Source organism: Allobosea sp., from assembly GCF_035944895.1.
Classification (GTDB): domain Bacteria; phylum Pseudomonadota; class Alphaproteobacteria; order Rhizobiales; family Beijerinckiaceae; genus Allobosea.
The window spans coordinates 36,589-52,984 of record NZ_DASZAT010000007.1 but is presented as its reverse complement, the minus strand read 5'-3'; the positions used below and the strand labels follow the sequence as shown (position 1 = coordinate 52,984).

Genomic DNA, 16,396 nt, shown 5'->3' with positions numbered 1-16,396 from the left:
ATACGCCGTGAACGACGCGCCGCCAGACTCAGCAAGAACCTTCGTGATCGCTGCCGTCAGCGACGTCTTGCCATGGTCAACGTGACCAATCGTTCCAATGTTGCAGTGCGGCTTCGTCCGAGCAAACTTCTCTTTGGCCATGACACCTTGGTTCCTGACGACGCCCGCGCAGGGCCGGAAAACGCGGTCGCATTAGGGCGTTTTGGGACGGGATGCAAGCCAAAGGCAAAGTATCGCGCCGGAGCGCCATTCTCAGGAGGCGCTTGCCGTCGTAGCGCCATAGCGGCAGAACCACCCTCGAACCCGCCAGCCTCGCGGCCGGCAGCAATTCCGGAGCACGCCCATGACCGAACCCAAGCCCGGCCCGCGCATCGCCATCACCTATTGCAGCATGTGCAACTGGCTGCTCCGCTCCGCCTGGATGGCGCAGGAGCTGCTACAGACCTTCGGCCAGGATCTCGGCGAGGTCGTGCTGATCCCGCGCACCGGCGGCATCTTCCAGATCCATTACGATGGCGACCTGATCTGGGATCGCACCGTCGATGGCGGCTTCCCTGATGTGAAGCAGCTCAAGCGGCGCGTGCGCGACCGGCTCGACCCCGAGCGCGATCTCGGCCATCTCGACGATCACAAGAAGAAGCTCGTGCAGGGCTGAGCGACCCTGCACCTGGCATCGTTCTGAAGACGGCCCGGAGGTCGTCTCGAAACTCGCTCCAGCGAGTCGACTGGCGGTGTTTTCGAGAACCGGAGCGCAGCGGACATTGGTCCGTGAGCACCGGAAGCGCAGAAAACGCCGTCAGACGGCCGCTGGAGTAGAGTTTAGGGGCGGCCTCAGATACCCCCGCCGCAATCGCCTGCGAGGATCTGGTCCATCGAGCGCGAGGGCTCCGCGCAGCCAGCCTCGCCGACCACCTTGGCCGGCACGCCGGCGACAGTGGTGTTGCGCGGCACCGCCGCGAGCACGACCGAGCCGGCCGCGACGCGAGCGCATTGCCCGACTTCAATGTTCCCGAGGATCTTGGCGCCGGCGCCGATCAGCACGCCCTTGCGGATCTTGGGATGACGGTCGCCGCCCTGCTTGCCGGTGCCGCCCAAGGTCACGTCCTGCAGCATCGAGACATTGTCCTCGATCACCGTGGTCTCGCCGACGACGAGGCCCGTGGCATGGTCGAGGAAGACGCCCTTGCCGATCTTCGCGGCCGGGTTGATGTCGGTCTGGAACACCTCGGAGGAGCGGCTCTGCAGATAGAGCGCGAAGTCGCGCCGGTCCTGCCGCCACAGCCAATTGGCCAGGCGATGCGTCTGCAGCGCGTGGAAGCCCTTGAAATAGAGCACCGGCTCGATCAGCCGGTAGCAGGCGGGGTCGCGGTCGAGCACGGCGAGAACGTCGGCGCGGATGCCCTGCCCGATCTCGGGATCGGCCTCGATCGCCTCGTCGAAGGCCTGGGCGATCAACTCGGCCGGCACGGCGCCATGGCCGAGACGCGCCGCGATGCGATGGCCGACTGCAGCTTCGAAGCTCGGCTGGTTCGCGATCGTCGCCAGGACGAAGCTGGCCATCGCCGGCTCGCTGGCGATGGCCAGCTCCGCCTCGTTGCGCAGGCGCGACCAGACGGGATCGACGCGGTCGAGACCGGTCGCGGGATCGCGGATCTCGATATTCGGGCGCCCGGATGGCATGGCGTTCTCCGCTGCGGTTCGCTCGTAATTGAATCTGGCGCCAGAAGGTCGCGCCAGAGCACGTGGTGCCGCCTTCTAGCTGAATCAAGCCGCGAAGAACAAGAATCGATTTGCGAGGCAAGTGTCGCAAGTCGTTGTCGGAGAATAATATTCTACCTAGGTAGAACGTTATTCTACGGCCGCCGCGCCAGGAACTCGACGACTGCCTGCTTGTGCGTGCGATCTCCGACCGCAAGATTGTGATCGCGCCCCTCGATGGCAAAGCTTTCCGCGCCGGGGATCAGCGCCGCCAGCTCCGGGCCGGAGCCGGAGACATCGTCCTTCGTGCCGACGCTGACCAAAGTCGGCACGGCGATCTTGCCGACCTCCTCCTTGCTCAGCGTCTGGCGCGTGCCGCGTATGCAGGCCGCGAGGGCTCGAAGGTCGCTGCCGGTGTTCTCCGCGAAGGCGCGGAACATGCGCTGCATCGGGTCGGTCAGATCGGCGAGCGAAGGCGCCTCCATCGCATCGGCGATGCCGAGCGGCAGCCCGACGCCCTCGACCAGGTGGATGCCCAAGCCCCCGAGCAGCAGCGAGCGCACACGCTCCGGATGGGCGAGCGTCAGATGCGAGGAAATCCGCGCCCCCATCGAATAGCCCATGATGTCGGCACGCTCGATCGAGAGATGGTCCATCAGCCGGCGGGCATCCTCGGCCATGATGGCCGAGTGATAGGCCTCGGGATCGTAAAGCTTCTGGCTGCGGCCATGGCCGCGATTGTCGAACAGCACGACGCGCCGGCCGTCATGGGTCAGCGTCTTCGTCCACTGCGTGTTGACCCAGTTCACCGCATGGCTCGAGCCGAAGCCATGGATCAGCACGATCGGGTCGCCGCTGCCTTCGCCGGTCGGGGCGAGGTCGAGATAGGCGATGGACACGCCGTCGGAGTCGAATGTCTGCATGGCCCTGCCGCCGGCTGCTCTGGTCTCATGGCAGGTCTGCCACGGCAGCGCGGCTTTGGGTAGCATGCTCGGCGGTTCGCGGGTGCGGGCCACCCCTTCCCCAGCCGCATCGCGCCGCTTAAGACGGAGCCATGAGCGAGCAAGCCCAATCTCCGGCCGGCGGCCGTATCGAACTGGTCGATCTGGCCCGCGGCATCGCGCTGCTCGCCATGTTCGTCTACCACTTCGCCTATGATCTCTCCTATTTCCGGCTGATCCGGGTCGATGTCGTCACCGATCCGGCCTGGCGCGCCTTCGCCAGGCTGATCGCCGGCTCCTTCCTGGCGATCGTCGGCTTCAGCCTGGTGCTGGCGACGCAAAGGGGCTTCGACCGCGGCAATTACCTGCGCCGTGTCGCCCTGATCGCCTGTGCCGCGGTTCTCGTCACCAGCGCCACCTGGTTCGCGCTGCCGGACGTCTTCATCTTCTTCGGCATCCTGCACCACATCGCGCTGGCGAGCGTGCTGGCCCTGCCCTTCCTGTTCCTGCCTACGCTGGTCATCGCCATCACGGCGGTCGTCGTTTTCGCCCTGCCCTTCATCCTCGGCCAAAGCGTCTTCACGCAGGACTGGCTCGCCTTCCTCGGCTTCGGCCCCTGGCCACTCACTGCCGATTTCGTGCCGGTCTTCCCCTGGTTCGGCTGCGTGCTTGCCGGCATGGCGCTGGCACGGATCGCTCTTCCGAAAGCCCAGGGCAGCTTCTGGGCAAGCTGGCGGGCGACCTCCGCTCCGGCCAAGGTCATCGTCCTCGGTGGCCGCAACAGCCTGTTCGTCTATCTCGTCCACCAGCCGCTCTTCATCGGCGCGCTGTTCCTGTTCATGCAGGTGACTGGCCAAATGGCCGGCTCGAAGCTGCCGGACGCCGAGGCCGCGCCGTTCATGACAGCCTGCCAGCGCTCTTGCACCGGCAACGGCTCGCCGAAGGAGCTCTGCGAGCGCGTCTGCTCCTGCTCGATGGACGGGCTCAAGCAGGCTAATCTCTGGGTGAAGGTGACCGCCGACGCGTTGAGCCCGGCAGAAACCGAGCAGGCTCGCGAGATCGGCATGGTCTGCGCCCGCCGCTCTCAGTGACCTCGCCATAAGCAGCGGCGACAGGTCACGGCAGCAGCGATGTCGATCTGTCCCACGCGCGCTGGCGCAGCCTGCGGCGAACGGTTATGGTGCCGCCCAAATCGCAAGGACGAGAGCCATGGCCGATCACGGCACCCCGCATTTCCACAACGATCCCGGCGTCGCCGTGATCCATGTCGGCGCGCGCGAGTTCATGTGCATCGGCGCCAAGCCGCCCTTCGACCACCCGCATGTCTTCCTCGACATGGGCTCGGACGACGAGATCGTCTGCCCCTATTGCTCGACGCTGTTCAAATACGAGCCGTCGGTCGGCCACGGCCATTGCAAGCCGGCCGAGTGCGAATACCACGACACCGCCGCTAAAGCGGCGTGAGGACATCCCGCCGAGCATGTTCCGCAAAAGTGGGAACCACTTTTGCGATGAGAACATGCTCAACTTATTGAGTCTGCGCGAATTCTTTCGTTCAGCCGATATCGGCTGAACGAAATGCGCGCGGCGCGCGGCGGGACATGACATCGTGGCCACTCTCCCGATCCTCATCGCGGGCGCCGGCATCGGCGGCTTGACCGCCGCGATCGCGCTCGCCCGCCGCGGCATCCCCGTCGCCATCGCCGAGAAGCGCACGCGCTTCGACGAGGCCGGCGCCGGCATCCAGGTCTCGCCCAATGCCGGGCGCGTGCTCGAATCGCTCGATCTCGGCCTCGCTCTGCGCCGCACCGCGATCCGGCCCGAAGCGCTGGCGATCGGCCATTGGGGCGGCGGCAAGCCGATGCTCGCCATGCCCTTCGCGCCGCCGGTCGAGGGCGCCACGCCCTCGCGCTCGCTGAAACGGGCCGACCTGCACCAGTTGTTGCTCGATTCGGCCAGGACCTTGCCGAACATCCGCTGGATCATCGGCCGTGGCCTCGTCGATGCGCATGAGACCGAAGCCGGGGTCACAGTCACGCTCGGCAGCGAGAGCGGCGGTACGGAGATGGTCGAAGCCATGGCCCTGATCGGCGCCGACGGGCTCTGGTCGCGAGCACGTGCCCTCATCGGCGATGCGGTCGAGCCCGGCTTCACCGGCTGGGAGGCCTGGCGCTCGCTGATCCCGGCGGATGGACTACCCGAAGCGCTGCGCCGTCCGGCGGTGGCGCTGCATCTCGGCAGCGGCCGTCATGCGGTGCATTATCCCGTCTCCGGCGGCAAGGAGATCAACCTCGTCCTGATCCGCGCCGCCCACGAGGCACGCCCCGGCTGGTCGCGCGAAGGCGAGGCCTCGCAGCTGACCGAGATCGCCGGCAATGCCGGCCCCGGCCTGCGCGAACTGATCGAGCGCGCGCCGAACTGGCGGATCTGGTCGCTCTACGACCGTGCGCCTGCCCGGATGGCGAAGGGCCGTATTGCCCTGCTCGGCGACGCCGCCCATCCGATCCTGCCTTTCCTTGCCCAGGGCGCCGCCCTCGCCATCGAAGACGCCGCTGTTCTCGCGCATGAGCTCGCGACGCGATTGGCGAGCGAAGGATCGGCTTCCGTGCCGGCGACGCTTACCGCCTATGCCAAGGCGCGTGGCGAGCGTGCCGCCCGCGTCCAGCAGGCCAGCCGCAAGAACGGCGAGGCTTATCACCTCGGCCGGCCCTGGAGCTTCGCCCGCGATTTCGCCATGCGCCGCATGGGCCCGGACGGCATGCGCAAGCGCCATGCCTGGATCTATGACTGGCGCGCGCCGTCCTGACGAAATCGTCATCGCCTGGGCTCGCCTGATCTCGTCAACGCCGCATTCGCTTCCTAGATTGTGCGCGGGTGACACGAAACGAAACGAGCCAATGATCCGTATCGACCTCAACAACGCCGCCAGCGCCCGCCTGGTCCGCTTGCCCCGCTGGGCGAGCTGGCTGGTCATGGCCGGTGCCTTTGTCGTCGGCGTGCTGATTTTCCTGGTCGCGGCCAGCCTGGCACTGATCCTCGTGCCGCTGGTCATCGCCGGCGGCGCCTTCGCCGCCTGGCAGATGCGCCGCCGCATGCGCGCCGCCGGCATCGATCCGCAGAACCCGTTCGAGCGCAGGCCGCAGGATGCCGCCCGCGGCGAGATCGTCGACGCCGAATACCGGGTGATCGAGCCGGGCGAGCGGCGTTAAGCCGGAGCCCGCGCGGCCAGCTCGGCTCGCAGCCGGGCATTCTCCACCTCCAGCTCCTCCAGCCGCTGCCGCACCGGTGCGAGCGCCGGCGCAAGCTCGGCCTCGCTGAAGCGCGGCGTGATGTGCTGCGGGCAATTCCAGTCGAAGGCCTCGACCTTGATGGTGACGCCGCGCTCCGGCACGGCGCGATAGCCCGGCACGATCAGGCGCCGCGCCAGCTCAGGCTCCGCGGCGAGATCATGGAACTGCGCACGGCCGAAGATCTTGAGCCGCGCCTTACGGCCGTAATCCATCAGGAACAGGCAAAGCCGGTCATCGGCCGTGAGATTGCCGAGGCTTAAGTATTGCCGGTTGCCGCGCAGGTCGGCAAAGCCCAGCGTCGTCTCGTCGAGCACGCGCAGGAAGCCGGCCGGCCCGCCGCGATGCTGCAGATAGGGCCAGCCCGTCTCCGACACGCTCGCGAGGTAGAAGGAATCGCGCGTGGCGATGAAGCCGGCCTCGGCCTCGCCGAGGAGGTGGTTGTGTGGCTCGCCCTCCTCCTGCCGGGCATAGGAGCGCCGGCTGCCTTGCGCCTCCTGCGCCGCCTTCACGGCCGGGGTCGTCGCGATCTCGAGGAAACGGTGGGTCATCTCTGGTGCCTCCGCTCCACGAGATGACCATTTCACTCCCGACTCGCAATTACTGCGGTCGGCAGTTCAGAATTCCAATTGACGCAACAATCTCCACTACGCCGCCAGCCGCACCAGTACGACCCCCGCCGCCGCGCAGGCGGCCAGCACCGGGACCATGCCGAGCTTGAAGCGCAGCAGCGCGATCATCGCCAACGCTGCCAGCAACGCAGCCCGCCAGTCGAGCGAGGCCAGCACCGGCAGGTCGGGCGCCAGCGGTCCGAAGACGACGGGCTGCACTGTCTTGAACAAGACGTGCAGGCCGAACCAGAGCGCCAGATTCGCGATCACGCCGACGACCGCGGCTGTGATCGCGGTCAGCGCCGCCGAGAGCGCCTTGTTGCCGCGCAAGGCTTCGATGTAGGGCGCGCCGAGGAAGATCCAGAGGAAGCAGGGCGCGAAGGTGACCCAGACCGTCAGCAGGCCACCGAGGCTACCGGCGACGAGCGGGTCGAGCCCGCCATGACCGCGCCAGGCGGCGAGGAAGCCGGTGAACTGCAGCACCAGGATCAGCGGCCCCGGCGTCGTCTCGGCGAGACCGAGCCCGTCGACCATCTCGCCGGCGACGAGCCAGCCATAGGTCTCGACCGCCGCCTGGGCGACATAGGCGAGAACGGCATAGGCGCCGCCGAAGGTGACGACTGCCATGGCGCTGAAGAAGGCGCCGATCTGGGTGAAGACGTTGCCACCGCCGAGCAGCGCCCAAAGCAGCACGACCGGCCCGAGCCAGAGCGGCAGCCAGACCGCCAGAACCTTGAGCGCCCTCCCCGCCGAGGGCTCGGCATGGGCTAGCTCGCCACGCTCGAACATCAGGTCGACCACGCCCTTGAACTCCGGCGCACCGTCCTTGCCGGCATGGCCGCCGCCACCGAACAGCGCCGGCGCCCAGCGATTGCCGAGCCAGCCGGCGAGCCCGGCACAGAAGATCACCAGCGGGAACGGCGCCTTCACCAGGAAGAGCGTGAGGAAGGCGGCGATCGCGATCGCGACCATCGCCCGGTTCTTCAGCGCCCGCCGGCTGATCCTGAGGCCCGCCTCGACGACGATGGCGAGCACCGCCGCCTTGACACCGAAGAAGATCGCATCGACCAGCGGCACCTGGCGGTAGAGCACGTAGAGCAGCGAGAGGCCCCACATCACCAGCGCACCGGGCAGGATGAAGAGCAGGCCAGCGATCAGCCCGCCGATCGTGCGGTGCATCAGCCAGCCGATATAGGTGGCGAGCTGTTGCGCCTCGGGGCCCGGCAGCAGCATGCAGTAATTGAGCGCGTGCAGGAAACGGCGCTCGCCGATCCAGCGGCGCTCGTCGACCAATTCCTTGTGCATCAGCGCGATCTGCCCGGCCGGCCCGCCGAAGGAGAGCAGGCCGATCTTGAGCCAGACCCGCGTCGCCTCAGCGAGCGTCGGCGTGGCGGGGGCAGCTGTCGCCGCCCCTTCATTCGTCGCGGCCGTCATCGCCCGGTCCTCAATTCTTCACCAGCACAGACGGCCAGTTATGGGTTTCTTCGCTCGCATCCCGGCACCAGCGATAGAAAGCGTCGTAGAGCAGCATGCCGGCTTCGAGCTGTGCCAGATCGTCGCGATACATCCGTGACAGGCCGAGCGAGGCAGCGAGGAAGCCGGCCGCCTGCGGCACGAGGTCGAGCCGAGCCGTGTCGGCCGCCCGCACGATCATGGCGAGCTGGTCCAGCGCCGGCGAGGCCAGGCCGAACTCCTCGATCATGGCGTCGAAGCTGCAGCGCTCGCCGCGATGGCTCCAGAACACGCCGTCGATGTCGAACGGCGTCGCCCCGAAGCGATCGGCAACATCAGCCACCTCCGAGGCCGAGACGAACAGGAAGACGGCGCGAGGATCGACGAAGCGGCGGATCAGCCAGGGACAGGCGATGCGGTCGACCTTGGGCCGCGCCCGCGTCACCCAGAGCGTGCGCCCTTTGGCGTCGCGCTTCGGCAGCTTGCCGGTCTCGACCAGCAGTCCACCCGCCTCGCGCCAGGCCTCGAATCCCCCTGCGAGGTTCTCCGCCTCGACGTCCTCGTGGCGCAGCCAGGCGGCGACGCCCTCGCTGAGCTTCTGGCCGCGCTGGCAGATGACGACGACCTTGCGGCCGGCATAGGCGTTCGCCCAGTCGGCGACGTCGCGATGGCTGCGCCGCTCGCTCGCCGGCAGCAGGCGCGGATCGGCGGCAACGTCCTCGTCGATACGGACATCGATCAGCACAGGCGCGTCGGGCAGGCCGACGAGCCGGGCCAATTGCGCAGGCGTGATCTGGATATTGGAAGACATGAGCGTCCATCCTTGCACGAAGGAGAGTGGACGCGATCCTTGGGCTGACGCCTCACGGGGCGGTCGCGATTGGCCCCTGCCGCAATCTTACACCAGCTGGGCTAAGCGGCGTCAATCGCCACCTCCGTCATGCTCGGCCTTGTGCCGAGCACCCACGTCTTGAACACCGCATTGCTGGCAGGAAGACGTGGATGGTCGGGACAAGCCCGACCATGACGGGAAACAATGGCGGCTGTCGGATCAATCCACCCGGCTGACCAAGAGCTTGTCGATCCGCCTGCCGTCGAGATCGACGACCTCGAAGCGCCAATGGCCCTTCTCGAAACTCTCGCCGACATTGGGCAACCGATTCATCTCGGCCAGCACGAAGCCGGCGACGGTCTGGTAGTCGGCATCGCGCGGCACATGGATGCCGAGCTCGTGCGAGAATTCGTCGACCTGCATCCAGCCGGCGACCAGGAAGGAGCCATCATCGCGCGTGACGATCGCGGGCTCTTCCTCATCCTCGTCCTGGAAGGCACCGGTGATCGCCTCCAGCACGTCGCTCGAGGTAATGATCCCCTCGAAATGGCCGTATTCGTCGAAGACCAGCGCCATGTGGACATGGGTGGCGCGGATCGCGCGCAGCACGTCGAGCGCTCCGGTGGTGTCGAGCACGACCGGCGCCTCGCGCACCAGGCTGCGCAGTTCGACCTTGTCGTCGGCGAGCGCCTCGAACAGGTCCTTCATCTCGATGATGCCAACGATCGAATCGGCCTCGCCGTCCTGCACGGGCAAGCGATTGCGCCGTGTCGCGCGAACCTGAGCGCGGATCTCATCGAGCGAATCGCTGAGATCGATCACCTCGACCTCGCGACGCGGCGTCATCAATGCTCGGGCCGAGCGGTCGGCGAGACGCATCACGCCCGAGATCATCTCGCGCTCGTCGCGCTCCAGCACGCCGGCATTCTCGGCCTCGGCGATGATGGTGCGGACCTCCTCCTCGGTGACCGTTTCCTCTGCCTCGCCCTTCTGGCCGAGCAGCGCCAGCACCAGCTTGCCCGAGGCGTCGAGCAGCCAGACCAAAGGCGAAGCGACCTTGGCCAGCACCGCCATCGCAGGGGCGACACGCGCCGCCACGCGCTCGGCATCGCGCAGTGCGATCTGCTTGGGCACCAGTTCGCCGAGGATTAGCGAAAGATAGGTGATGAGGACGACGACGGTGCCGACGCCAAGCGCATCGGCGGCGGCATTCGACAGCCCGTGCGTACCGAGCCATTCCGACAGGCGTGCGCCGAGCGTCGCGCCCGAAAAGGCGCCGGAGAGCACGCCGACCAGCGTGATGCCGATCTGTACGCTGGACAGGAAGCGGCCCGGATTCTCGGCGAGCTTGATCGCCTTCGCGGCGCCTTTGCTGCCTTGATCGCTGAGGACTTTCAGCCGTGCCGGCCGGGATGAGACGACCGCGAGTTCCGACATGGCAAGCACACCGTTGATGACGGTGAGGACGACGACGACAAGGATCTCCGTTAACAAAACCAGCTCGGGGGCTACAGGACCGCGCTCGCTATCGGCCTGCTTCTTTGCCGCTTATAACGCATTGACGGCCGAACGCGATGGGAGAAGACGATGCCCCAGGACGATCTCGATCACCATGATCCCCGCCAGCTTGCCCCGGCGACACAACGCAACCGCGAGCCGATCCTTGCCGTGCTCCGCGAAGTGCTCCCGAATCGAGGGCTCGTGCTGGAGATCGCCAGCGGCTCCGGCGAGCATGCCATTCACTTCGCCGCCGCCTTCCCGAAGCTAGGATTCCAGCCAAGCGACCCCGATCCGGCAGCACTCGCCAGCATCGATGCCTGGGCACATGAGAGCGCCCTGCCGAACCTGCGTCCCGCCATCCGGCTCGATGCGATGGCACCGCGCTGGCCAATCACCGAGGCGGATGCGATCCTGTGCATCAACATGGTCCACATCTCGCCCTGGGCGGCGACCGAGGGACTGCTCCGGCAGGCGGGCCAGCTCCTGCCGGCAGGCGGGCCGCTCTATCTCTACGGTCCCTATCGCCAGAGCGACGTACCACTGGCGGCGAGCAACGCCGTCTTCGACGACAGCCTGCGCCGGCGCAATCCGAAATGGGGCCTGCGCGAGCTGGAAGCCGTAACCGAGCTTGCGAGAGCCGCCGGCTTCGGTGAGCCGCAGGTCACGGCGATGCCGGCGAACAATCTCAGCGTGGTGTTCCGGAAGGCCTGATCGCTCAGCCGCCGTCGCAGCTCGTCTCCTGCGTCGCGCAGATGCGATCGACCCAGGCGCGGAAGCGGCCGGCTTCGGCCCCCGCCTTCGCTGCCGGAGCGATCGTGAGCCCGGACACAGCCTCGCCGTCGGCCGGGAACGGACCATATTCGACCTGCACCCATTTGCCGCTGCAACCGAGAAGGCGGCCGTTCAGGACGAAGGCGTCGCCGTCGAAGCTCGCCCCGTCCTGACCGGTCAGCACGGCCGGCGCCTTGGCGTCCGGGCGCAGCCGGCCGGCGGCGGCCTGCGACTTCACCGTCAGCTTGCGCCCGCTGACCCAGCCCGAGCCCTTGAACATCGGCCGTGGCGCGGCATCGGTCAGCATCTCGTTGTCGCGCGCCTTGGCGATCCTGAACCAGCCATTGGCGCCGGCCGAAACCTCGACCTCGACCATGGCACGCACCGGCGGGTCGTCGCCGCTGAGCTTCACGGGCGGCAGCGTGCCAACCACCTTGTGATTGGTGCCCGGACCGGCGCGAACGTTCAGCCCCGCGGGATCGGTCTCGCTGACGAAGGCGCCGAATGAGCAGGCGACCTGCCCGCCAGGCACCGGCGCAACGCCCTCCGACTGCGCCCGCACCGCAGGGGCAGCGAGCAGCAGGGCAGCGGCAAGGCCAGCGGCAAGGGCTTCACGACGCCGCATTGACCAGCACATAGTAGAAGGCGCCCGGCGTTCCGACCGCCTTGAGGAAAGTCGGGTAGCGGTTCTTCGGGATGGTCTGGCAGCCGGCCGACCAGGTGTTCGGCTCCAGCACATTGTCCGCCCCGCCCCGGTGGATGTACATGCTGGTCCCCGCCCCCGACGGGTCGATCCGGCTCGGATCGTCCTGGGTGAAGCGGCCGTCGCCGTCGGTATCGCGCTCGGCGACCTGCGTGCTCTTCACCTGGAAGGCACGGTCTCCCAGGAAGCCACCCTTCTTCTCGAAGTACTGGTAGGTGCCCTCGGTGAGGCGGCCGGCATCCTTGATGCCGTCCTTGTTGATGTCGACGCCATCGGCCTTGCTGAACTTGACGCCCTTGTAGCGCGCATCGCCGCCGCTGGCGCGCTGCGAGTACTGGGCGCCCGGCTCGGTGCAGATCGGAAAGCTCGTGAGCTCGCGAAAGCGCCCGGTCCGGCGCATCACCACGACGAGGTCGTCATAGGAGCCCTTGCCGCGATTGGCGATCGTGCTGCTCTCCTTGCGCAACGCCAGGAGCACGAGGCGGCCGAACCTCTGGTCGAAGCGCGCATCGGTGGAGCCGAAGCGCCAGAAGATCGCCGAATAGGAATCGAAGGCCTGCTTCGGCGTGCGGAACTGCGGACGCTCGGCGGATGGGCGCCGGAAGCGGGTGTCGAGGACCTCGCCATGGAAGTCGCGCCAGTCCCGCAGGCCGCGCAGCCGCGTCTCGGCAGCCGGGCTGAGATGGGCCTCGACGACGCGCCAGAAGAAGTCCTGCAGGCCGGGCGGCACCGCTTCGACGATGTCGCGCCAGCGCGAGAAGGCGATGACCTTGTCCTGCCGCAGGCAACGGTCGAACTGCCGAGCGAAATTGGCGAAATCGAGCTCGGCAAGATCCGGGCGACGGGCGCTCATGCCTCACCATCCGGCCGTTGGTATGGGTGCATCGAACCCTCCACCGCTGTCCTGTCGGAATGACCATAAGGCATCCCCGCCCGAAGGTCAGGCGGCGAGCAGACGGTCGATAGCAGCTTGCGGAGTTCTGAGGGCTTTTCGCCCGCTCAGAGCACCATCGGCAGCACGAAGAAGCCGCCGATCACGACCACCGCCAGCGCCAATGCCGTCATCGGCAGGTGCTTCTCGATGAAGATGCGGATGTCGTCGCCATAGTAGCGCAGCGCCACCGCGATCATCGCGAAGAAGGTGACGCGCGAGATCACCATGCCGAGCGTGAACTTCCAGATGTCGAAATGCAGGAATCCGGACATGATCGTCACGATCTTGAACGGAATCGGGGTCAGGCCCTTGGTCAGCAGCACCCAGAACCAGTAGTCCTGCGAGGTATGGATCAGGTGCGCCGCCTTCTCCTGCAGACCGTAGATGCCGATCAGCCAGGCGCCGACCGATTCATAGAGCAGTGCGCCGATCGCGTAGCCGAGATAGCCGCCGGTGACGGCGCCAAGCGAGCAGACGCCGGCATAGACCCAGGCGCGGTCGGGCCGCGCAATGCACATCGGAATCAGCAGCGGGAGTGGCGGCAGCGGGCTCACCGAGCTTTCGACGAAGGTGATCGCGAAGAGCAGCCAGGGCGCGGCAGGGTGGGACGCGTAGGAAACGCACCAGTCGTAAGCACGCTTGAGCATGAAGAGGGAAACCGTTCCTGGGTTCTCGCGCCGGTTGCAGGGCTGCCCTGCGTCCCATGCATTAATTCAATTGGCGCGGTCAGGCCACTAATCTCTTGGGCTAGAGTCAATCGCGCGCTCTAGCGTCAATAGCGCGACGGTTTCGTGACGAGATTGCGAGAGCGGCTCAGGCGAGCCGCTCCAGCGCCTCCTTGATCTTCAGCTTGCGCGCTTCAGCCGCCGCCTTGCGCTCGCGGTTCTCCTCGACAATCTCCTCCGGCGCGCGCGCCATGAAGTCGGGATTGCCGAGCTTGCGCTCGACCGCGACGATGTCCTGGTCGAGCTTGCCCAGCTCCTTGTTGAGGCGGCCGCGCTCGGCGTCGAGATCGATGATCCCGGCCAGCGGCAGCGCCGCGACCTCGCCGCGCACGATGATCTGGGCCGACTGGCCAGGCGCCTCATCGGCGAACTCGATCGCCGAGAGCCGCGCCAGCCGCTCAATCATCGGCGCCCAGGCCTCGACCGCAGCCTTCGTCGCAGCGCTCGCCTTGACCAGCACCAGCGGCACCTGCGTCCCGCCCGGCACGTTGGTCTCCGAGCGGATCGAGCGGATGTCGGAGATGAGATCGACGACGAAACCGATCTCGGCCTCAGCCGTCTCGTCGACGAGCGCCGAAAGCTCCGGCCAGCGCGTCAGGCAGACCAGGCCCGCCTCCCCGGCCGGAACCGTGCGGGCTGCGCCGGCATTGGCCTTCTGCGCCCACAGTTCCTCGGTCAGGAACGGCATGAACGGGTGCAGCAGCTGGCAGATCAGGTCGATGACATGCGCCACCGTCGCCTGCGTCTCCGCCCGGGCTGCCGTGCCGGCCGCGTCCAGTTCCTCGGCCTGCAGCACCGGCTTCGACAGTTCGAGATACCAGTCGCAGAACTGGCCCCAGACGAAGCGATAGGCCGAATCCGCCGCCTCGTTGAACTTGAAGCTCTCGATGCCGGCAGCGACGGCCTCGGCGGTGCGCGCCGCCTCCGACAGGATCCAGCGATTGAGCGGCAGCTTGACCGCAGCCGGATCGAAGCCCTCCGCCCGCAGGCAGCCATTGATCTCGGCGAAGCGGGCCGCATTCCAGATCTTGGTCGCGAAGTTGCGGTAGCCCTCGACGCGCGAGGTCGCGAGCTTGATGTCGCGCCCCTGCGCAGCCATCGCCGCGAAGGTGAAACGCAGCGCATCCGCGCCATAGGTGTCGATCAGCACGAGCGGGTCGATGACGTTGCCTTTCGACTTCGACATCTTCGCGCCCTTCTCGTCGCGAACCATCGCGTGGAGATAGACGTCGCGGAACGGCACCTCATCCATGAAGTTGAGGCCCATCATCATCATCCGGGCGACCCAGAAGAAGATGATGTCGAAGCCGGTGACCAGCGTCGCGGTCGGATAGTAGCGCTTGAGCTCGGCCGTCTCCTCAGGCCAGCCCAGGGTCGAGAACGGCCACAGCGCCGAGGAGAACCAGGTGTCGAGCACATCGTCGTCGCGCCTGAGCTCGACTGCCCCGCCGTAATGGCCGAGCGCCAACGCCTGCGCCGCTGCTTCTGACTCGGCGACGAAGCATTCCCCGTCCGGCCCGTACCAGGCCGGGATCTGGTGTCCCCACCAGAGCTGGCGCGAGACGCACCAGGGCTCGATGTTCTCGAGCCAGTCATTATAGGTCTTGGTCCAGCTTTCCGGCGTGATCCGGGTCTTGCCGTCCCTGACCGCCGCGAGCGCGCGCTGCGCCAGCGGCTGGACGTCGACATACCACTGGTCGGTCAGCCAGGGCTCGATCACGACGTCCGAGCGGTCGCCATGCGGCACGGTGTGCGTGTTCGGCTCGACCTTGCGCAGCAGGCCGCGCGCCGCCATCAGCCCGACCACGGCCTTGCGCGCGGCAAAGCGGTCGAAGCCGTCGAGCGCCAGCGTCTCGGCCTCGGGCGCAGCGCCTTCCAGGAAGTCGGCATTGTCCTGAATCAGGATGCGAGCTTCGCCGTCCAGGATATTGACGACCCTGAGGGAATTGCGCTTGCCGACATCGAAGTCGTTGAAGTCGTGCGCCGGGGTGATCTTGACCGCGCCAGTGCCCTTCTCCGGATCGGCATAGTCGTCGCCAAAGATCGGGATGACGCGCTTGACCAGCGGCAGGACCGCGTTCTTGCCGATCAGGCCCTTGAGCTTGTCGTTCTCCGGATGAACCGCGACGCCGGTATCGCCCAGCATCGTCTCCGGCCGGGTCGTGGCGACGGTGATGTAGGTCGAAGCATCCTCCGGATCGTAGGCGACGCCCTCGATCGGATAGTCGAAATAATAGAGGTGGCCGTTCGGGTCCTTGGCCAGCGCCTTCTCTAGCTTGGCGGCGTCGAACGCCTCCTCGCCGCCACGCTGCCATTTGAACGAGCCGGTCTTCTCGAGCTGCAGCACCTCGATGTCCGAGATCGCGGTCTGGAACTTCGGATCCCAGTTCACCAGCCGCTTGGCGCGGTAGATCAGCCCCTGCTTGTGCAGGCCGACGAAGACCTTGAGGACGGCGGCCGAGAGCCCCTCGTCCATGGTGAAGCGCTCGCGCGACCAGTCGCAGGAGGCGCCGAGGCGCTTGAGCTGGTTGACGATCGTCCCGCCCGATTCCTCTTTCCACTTCCAGACCTCGGCCAGGAAGGCCTCGCGGCCCATGGTCCGACGATCGGTCTTGTTCTCGGCCGCGAGCTTGCGCTCCACCACCATCTGCGTCGCGATGCCGGCATGGTCGGTGCCCGGCTGCCAGAGCACGTCCTTGCCGCGCAGACGCTCGAAGCGGCAGAGCAGATCCTGCAGCGTGTTGTTGAGCGCATGGCCCATATGCAGCGAGCCGGTGACGTTCGGCGGCGGGATCACGATGCAATAGGGTTCGGCCCCGGGCGCAGCCCCGCGCCCCGCCTTGAAGGCATCCGCCTCCTCCCAGGCCTTGTTGATGCGCGCCTCGACGGAGGCCGGCTCGAATGTCTTGTCCATCATCGCTCTGCTCGAACGCCAAACGGCC

17 protein-coding genes are annotated in these 16,396 nt (G+C 67.0%); 6 read left to right on the top strand and 11 right to left on the bottom strand.

The annotated features are described in order from the left end of the window. Positions 1-141 (bottom strand): GTP-binding protein (locus tag VGV58_RS11630; RefSeq protein WP_305694234.1); only part of this gene is annotated, 141 nt, incomplete at its 3' end. Positions 142-343: 202 nt separating this feature from the next. Here VGV58_RS11630 and VGV58_RS11625 point away from each other — a divergent pair. Next, on the top strand, positions 344-655 hold the full coding sequence (locus VGV58_RS11625; RefSeq protein WP_326874176.1) for an Rdx family protein: 312 nt from the start codon (positions 344-346) through the stop codon (positions 653-655). Positions 656-831: 176 nt separating this feature from the next. On the opposite strand, the gene cysE is transcribed toward VGV58_RS11625, so the two are convergent. Together cysE and VGV58_RS11615 are read right to left on the bottom strand one after the other, a co-directional pair. Next, on the bottom strand, positions 832-1,680 hold the full coding sequence (gene cysE / locus VGV58_RS11620) for a serine O-acetyltransferase (RefSeq protein ID WP_326874175.1): 849 nt from the start codon (positions 1,678-1,680) through the stop codon (positions 832-834). Between the two features lie 173 nt (positions 1,681-1,853). Continuing rightward, positions 1,854-2,621 (bottom strand): alpha/beta fold hydrolase, encoded by a 768-nt coding sequence (locus tag VGV58_RS11615; protein ID WP_326874174.1) that lies wholly within the window; start codon positions 2,619-2,621, stop codon positions 1,854-1,856. 131 nt (positions 2,622-2,752) lie between these two features. Between VGV58_RS11615 and VGV58_RS11610 the strand changes: the two genes are divergently transcribed. The 4 genes from VGV58_RS11610 (at position 2,753) to VGV58_RS11595 (ending at position 5,848) form a co-directional block, all read left to right on the top strand. Further along, positions 2,753-3,730: an acetyltransferase domain-containing protein gene (locus VGV58_RS11610; protein WP_326874173.1), complete on the top strand. Its 978-nt coding sequence runs from the start codon at positions 2,753-2,755 to the stop codon at positions 3,728-3,730. A 118-nt stretch (positions 3,731-3,848) separates the two neighbouring features. After that, complete coding sequence (locus VGV58_RS11605; protein ID WP_057191132.1) at positions 3,849-4,103, top strand: zinc-finger domain-containing protein; 255 nt, start codon at positions 3,849-3,851, stop codon at positions 4,101-4,103. Between the two features lie 145 nt (positions 4,104-4,248). Further along, a complete protein-coding gene (locus VGV58_RS11600) occupies positions 4,249-5,445 on the top strand; it encodes an FAD-dependent monooxygenase (RefSeq protein ID WP_326874172.1) in 1,197 nt (398 codons plus the stop codon). A gap of 91 nt (positions 5,446-5,536) precedes the next feature. Next, positions 5,537-5,848: a hypothetical protein gene (locus VGV58_RS11595; protein WP_092159682.1), complete on the top strand. Its 312-nt coding sequence runs from the start codon at positions 5,537-5,539 to the stop codon at positions 5,846-5,848. On the opposite strand, the gene VGV58_RS11590 is transcribed toward VGV58_RS11595, so the two are convergent. The 4 genes from VGV58_RS11590 to VGV58_RS11575 all read right to left on the bottom strand — a co-directional run bounded on the left by VGV58_RS11590 (position 5,845) and on the right by VGV58_RS11575 (position 10,315). Continuing rightward, positions 5,845-6,477: a pyridoxamine 5'-phosphate oxidase family protein gene (locus tag VGV58_RS11590; RefSeq protein WP_326874170.1), complete on the bottom strand. Its 633-nt coding sequence runs from the start codon at positions 6,475-6,477 to the stop codon at positions 5,845-5,847. The two genes, VGV58_RS11595 and VGV58_RS11590, sit on opposite strands and share 4 nt — an antisense overlap. Before the next feature lie 96 nt (positions 6,478-6,573). Then, positions 6,574-7,971 carry a chromate efflux transporter gene (chrA, locus tag VGV58_RS11585; protein ID WP_326874169.1) on the bottom strand — a complete coding sequence of 466 codons (1,398 nt, stop codon included), beginning with the start codon at positions 7,969-7,971 and terminating at the stop codon, positions 6,574-6,576. A gap of 10 nt (positions 7,972-7,981) precedes the next feature. After that, positions 7,982-8,800, bottom strand: a complete 819-nt coding sequence (locus VGV58_RS11580) for a sulfurtransferase/chromate resistance protein (RefSeq protein WP_326874168.1) — start codon at positions 8,798-8,800, stop codon at positions 7,982-7,984. A 240-nt stretch (positions 8,801-9,040) separates the two neighbouring features. Then, positions 9,041-10,315, bottom strand: coding sequence for a hemolysin family protein (locus VGV58_RS11575; protein WP_326874167.1), 1,275 nt, complete (start codon positions 10,313-10,315; stop codon positions 9,041-9,043). Positions 10,316-10,408: 93 nt separating this feature from the next. Here VGV58_RS11575 and VGV58_RS11570 point away from each other — a divergent pair, with 93 nt between their 5' ends. After that, positions 10,409-11,032: a DUF938 domain-containing protein gene (locus VGV58_RS11570; protein ID WP_326874166.1), complete on the top strand. Its 624-nt coding sequence runs from the start codon at positions 10,409-10,411 to the stop codon at positions 11,030-11,032. A gap of 4 nt (positions 11,033-11,036) precedes the next feature. On the opposite strand, the gene VGV58_RS11565 is transcribed toward VGV58_RS11570, so the two are convergent. From VGV58_RS11565 to VGV58_RS11550, 4 genes are all read right to left on the bottom strand, one after another. Further along, complete coding sequence (locus VGV58_RS11565) at positions 11,037-11,717, bottom strand: SH3 domain-containing protein (RefSeq protein ID WP_326874165.1); 681 nt, start codon at positions 11,715-11,717, stop codon at positions 11,037-11,039. After that, on the bottom strand, positions 11,704-12,648 hold the full coding sequence (locus VGV58_RS11560; RefSeq protein ID WP_326874164.1) for a hypothetical protein: 945 nt from the start codon (positions 12,646-12,648) through the stop codon (positions 11,704-11,706). Before VGV58_RS11560 ends, VGV58_RS11565 begins: the two co-directional genes overlap by 14 nt. 146 nt (positions 12,649-12,794) lie before the next feature. After that, entirely contained in the window at positions 12,795-13,376 is a 582-nt protein-coding gene (locus VGV58_RS11555; protein ID WP_326874163.1) for a YqaA family protein, read from the bottom strand. 166 nt (positions 13,377-13,542) lie between these two features. Then, complete coding sequence (locus VGV58_RS11550) at positions 13,543-16,371, bottom strand: valine--tRNA ligase (protein WP_326874162.1); 2,829 nt, start codon at positions 16,369-16,371, stop codon at positions 13,543-13,545. Between the last annotated feature and the right edge of the window lie 25 nt (positions 16,372-16,396).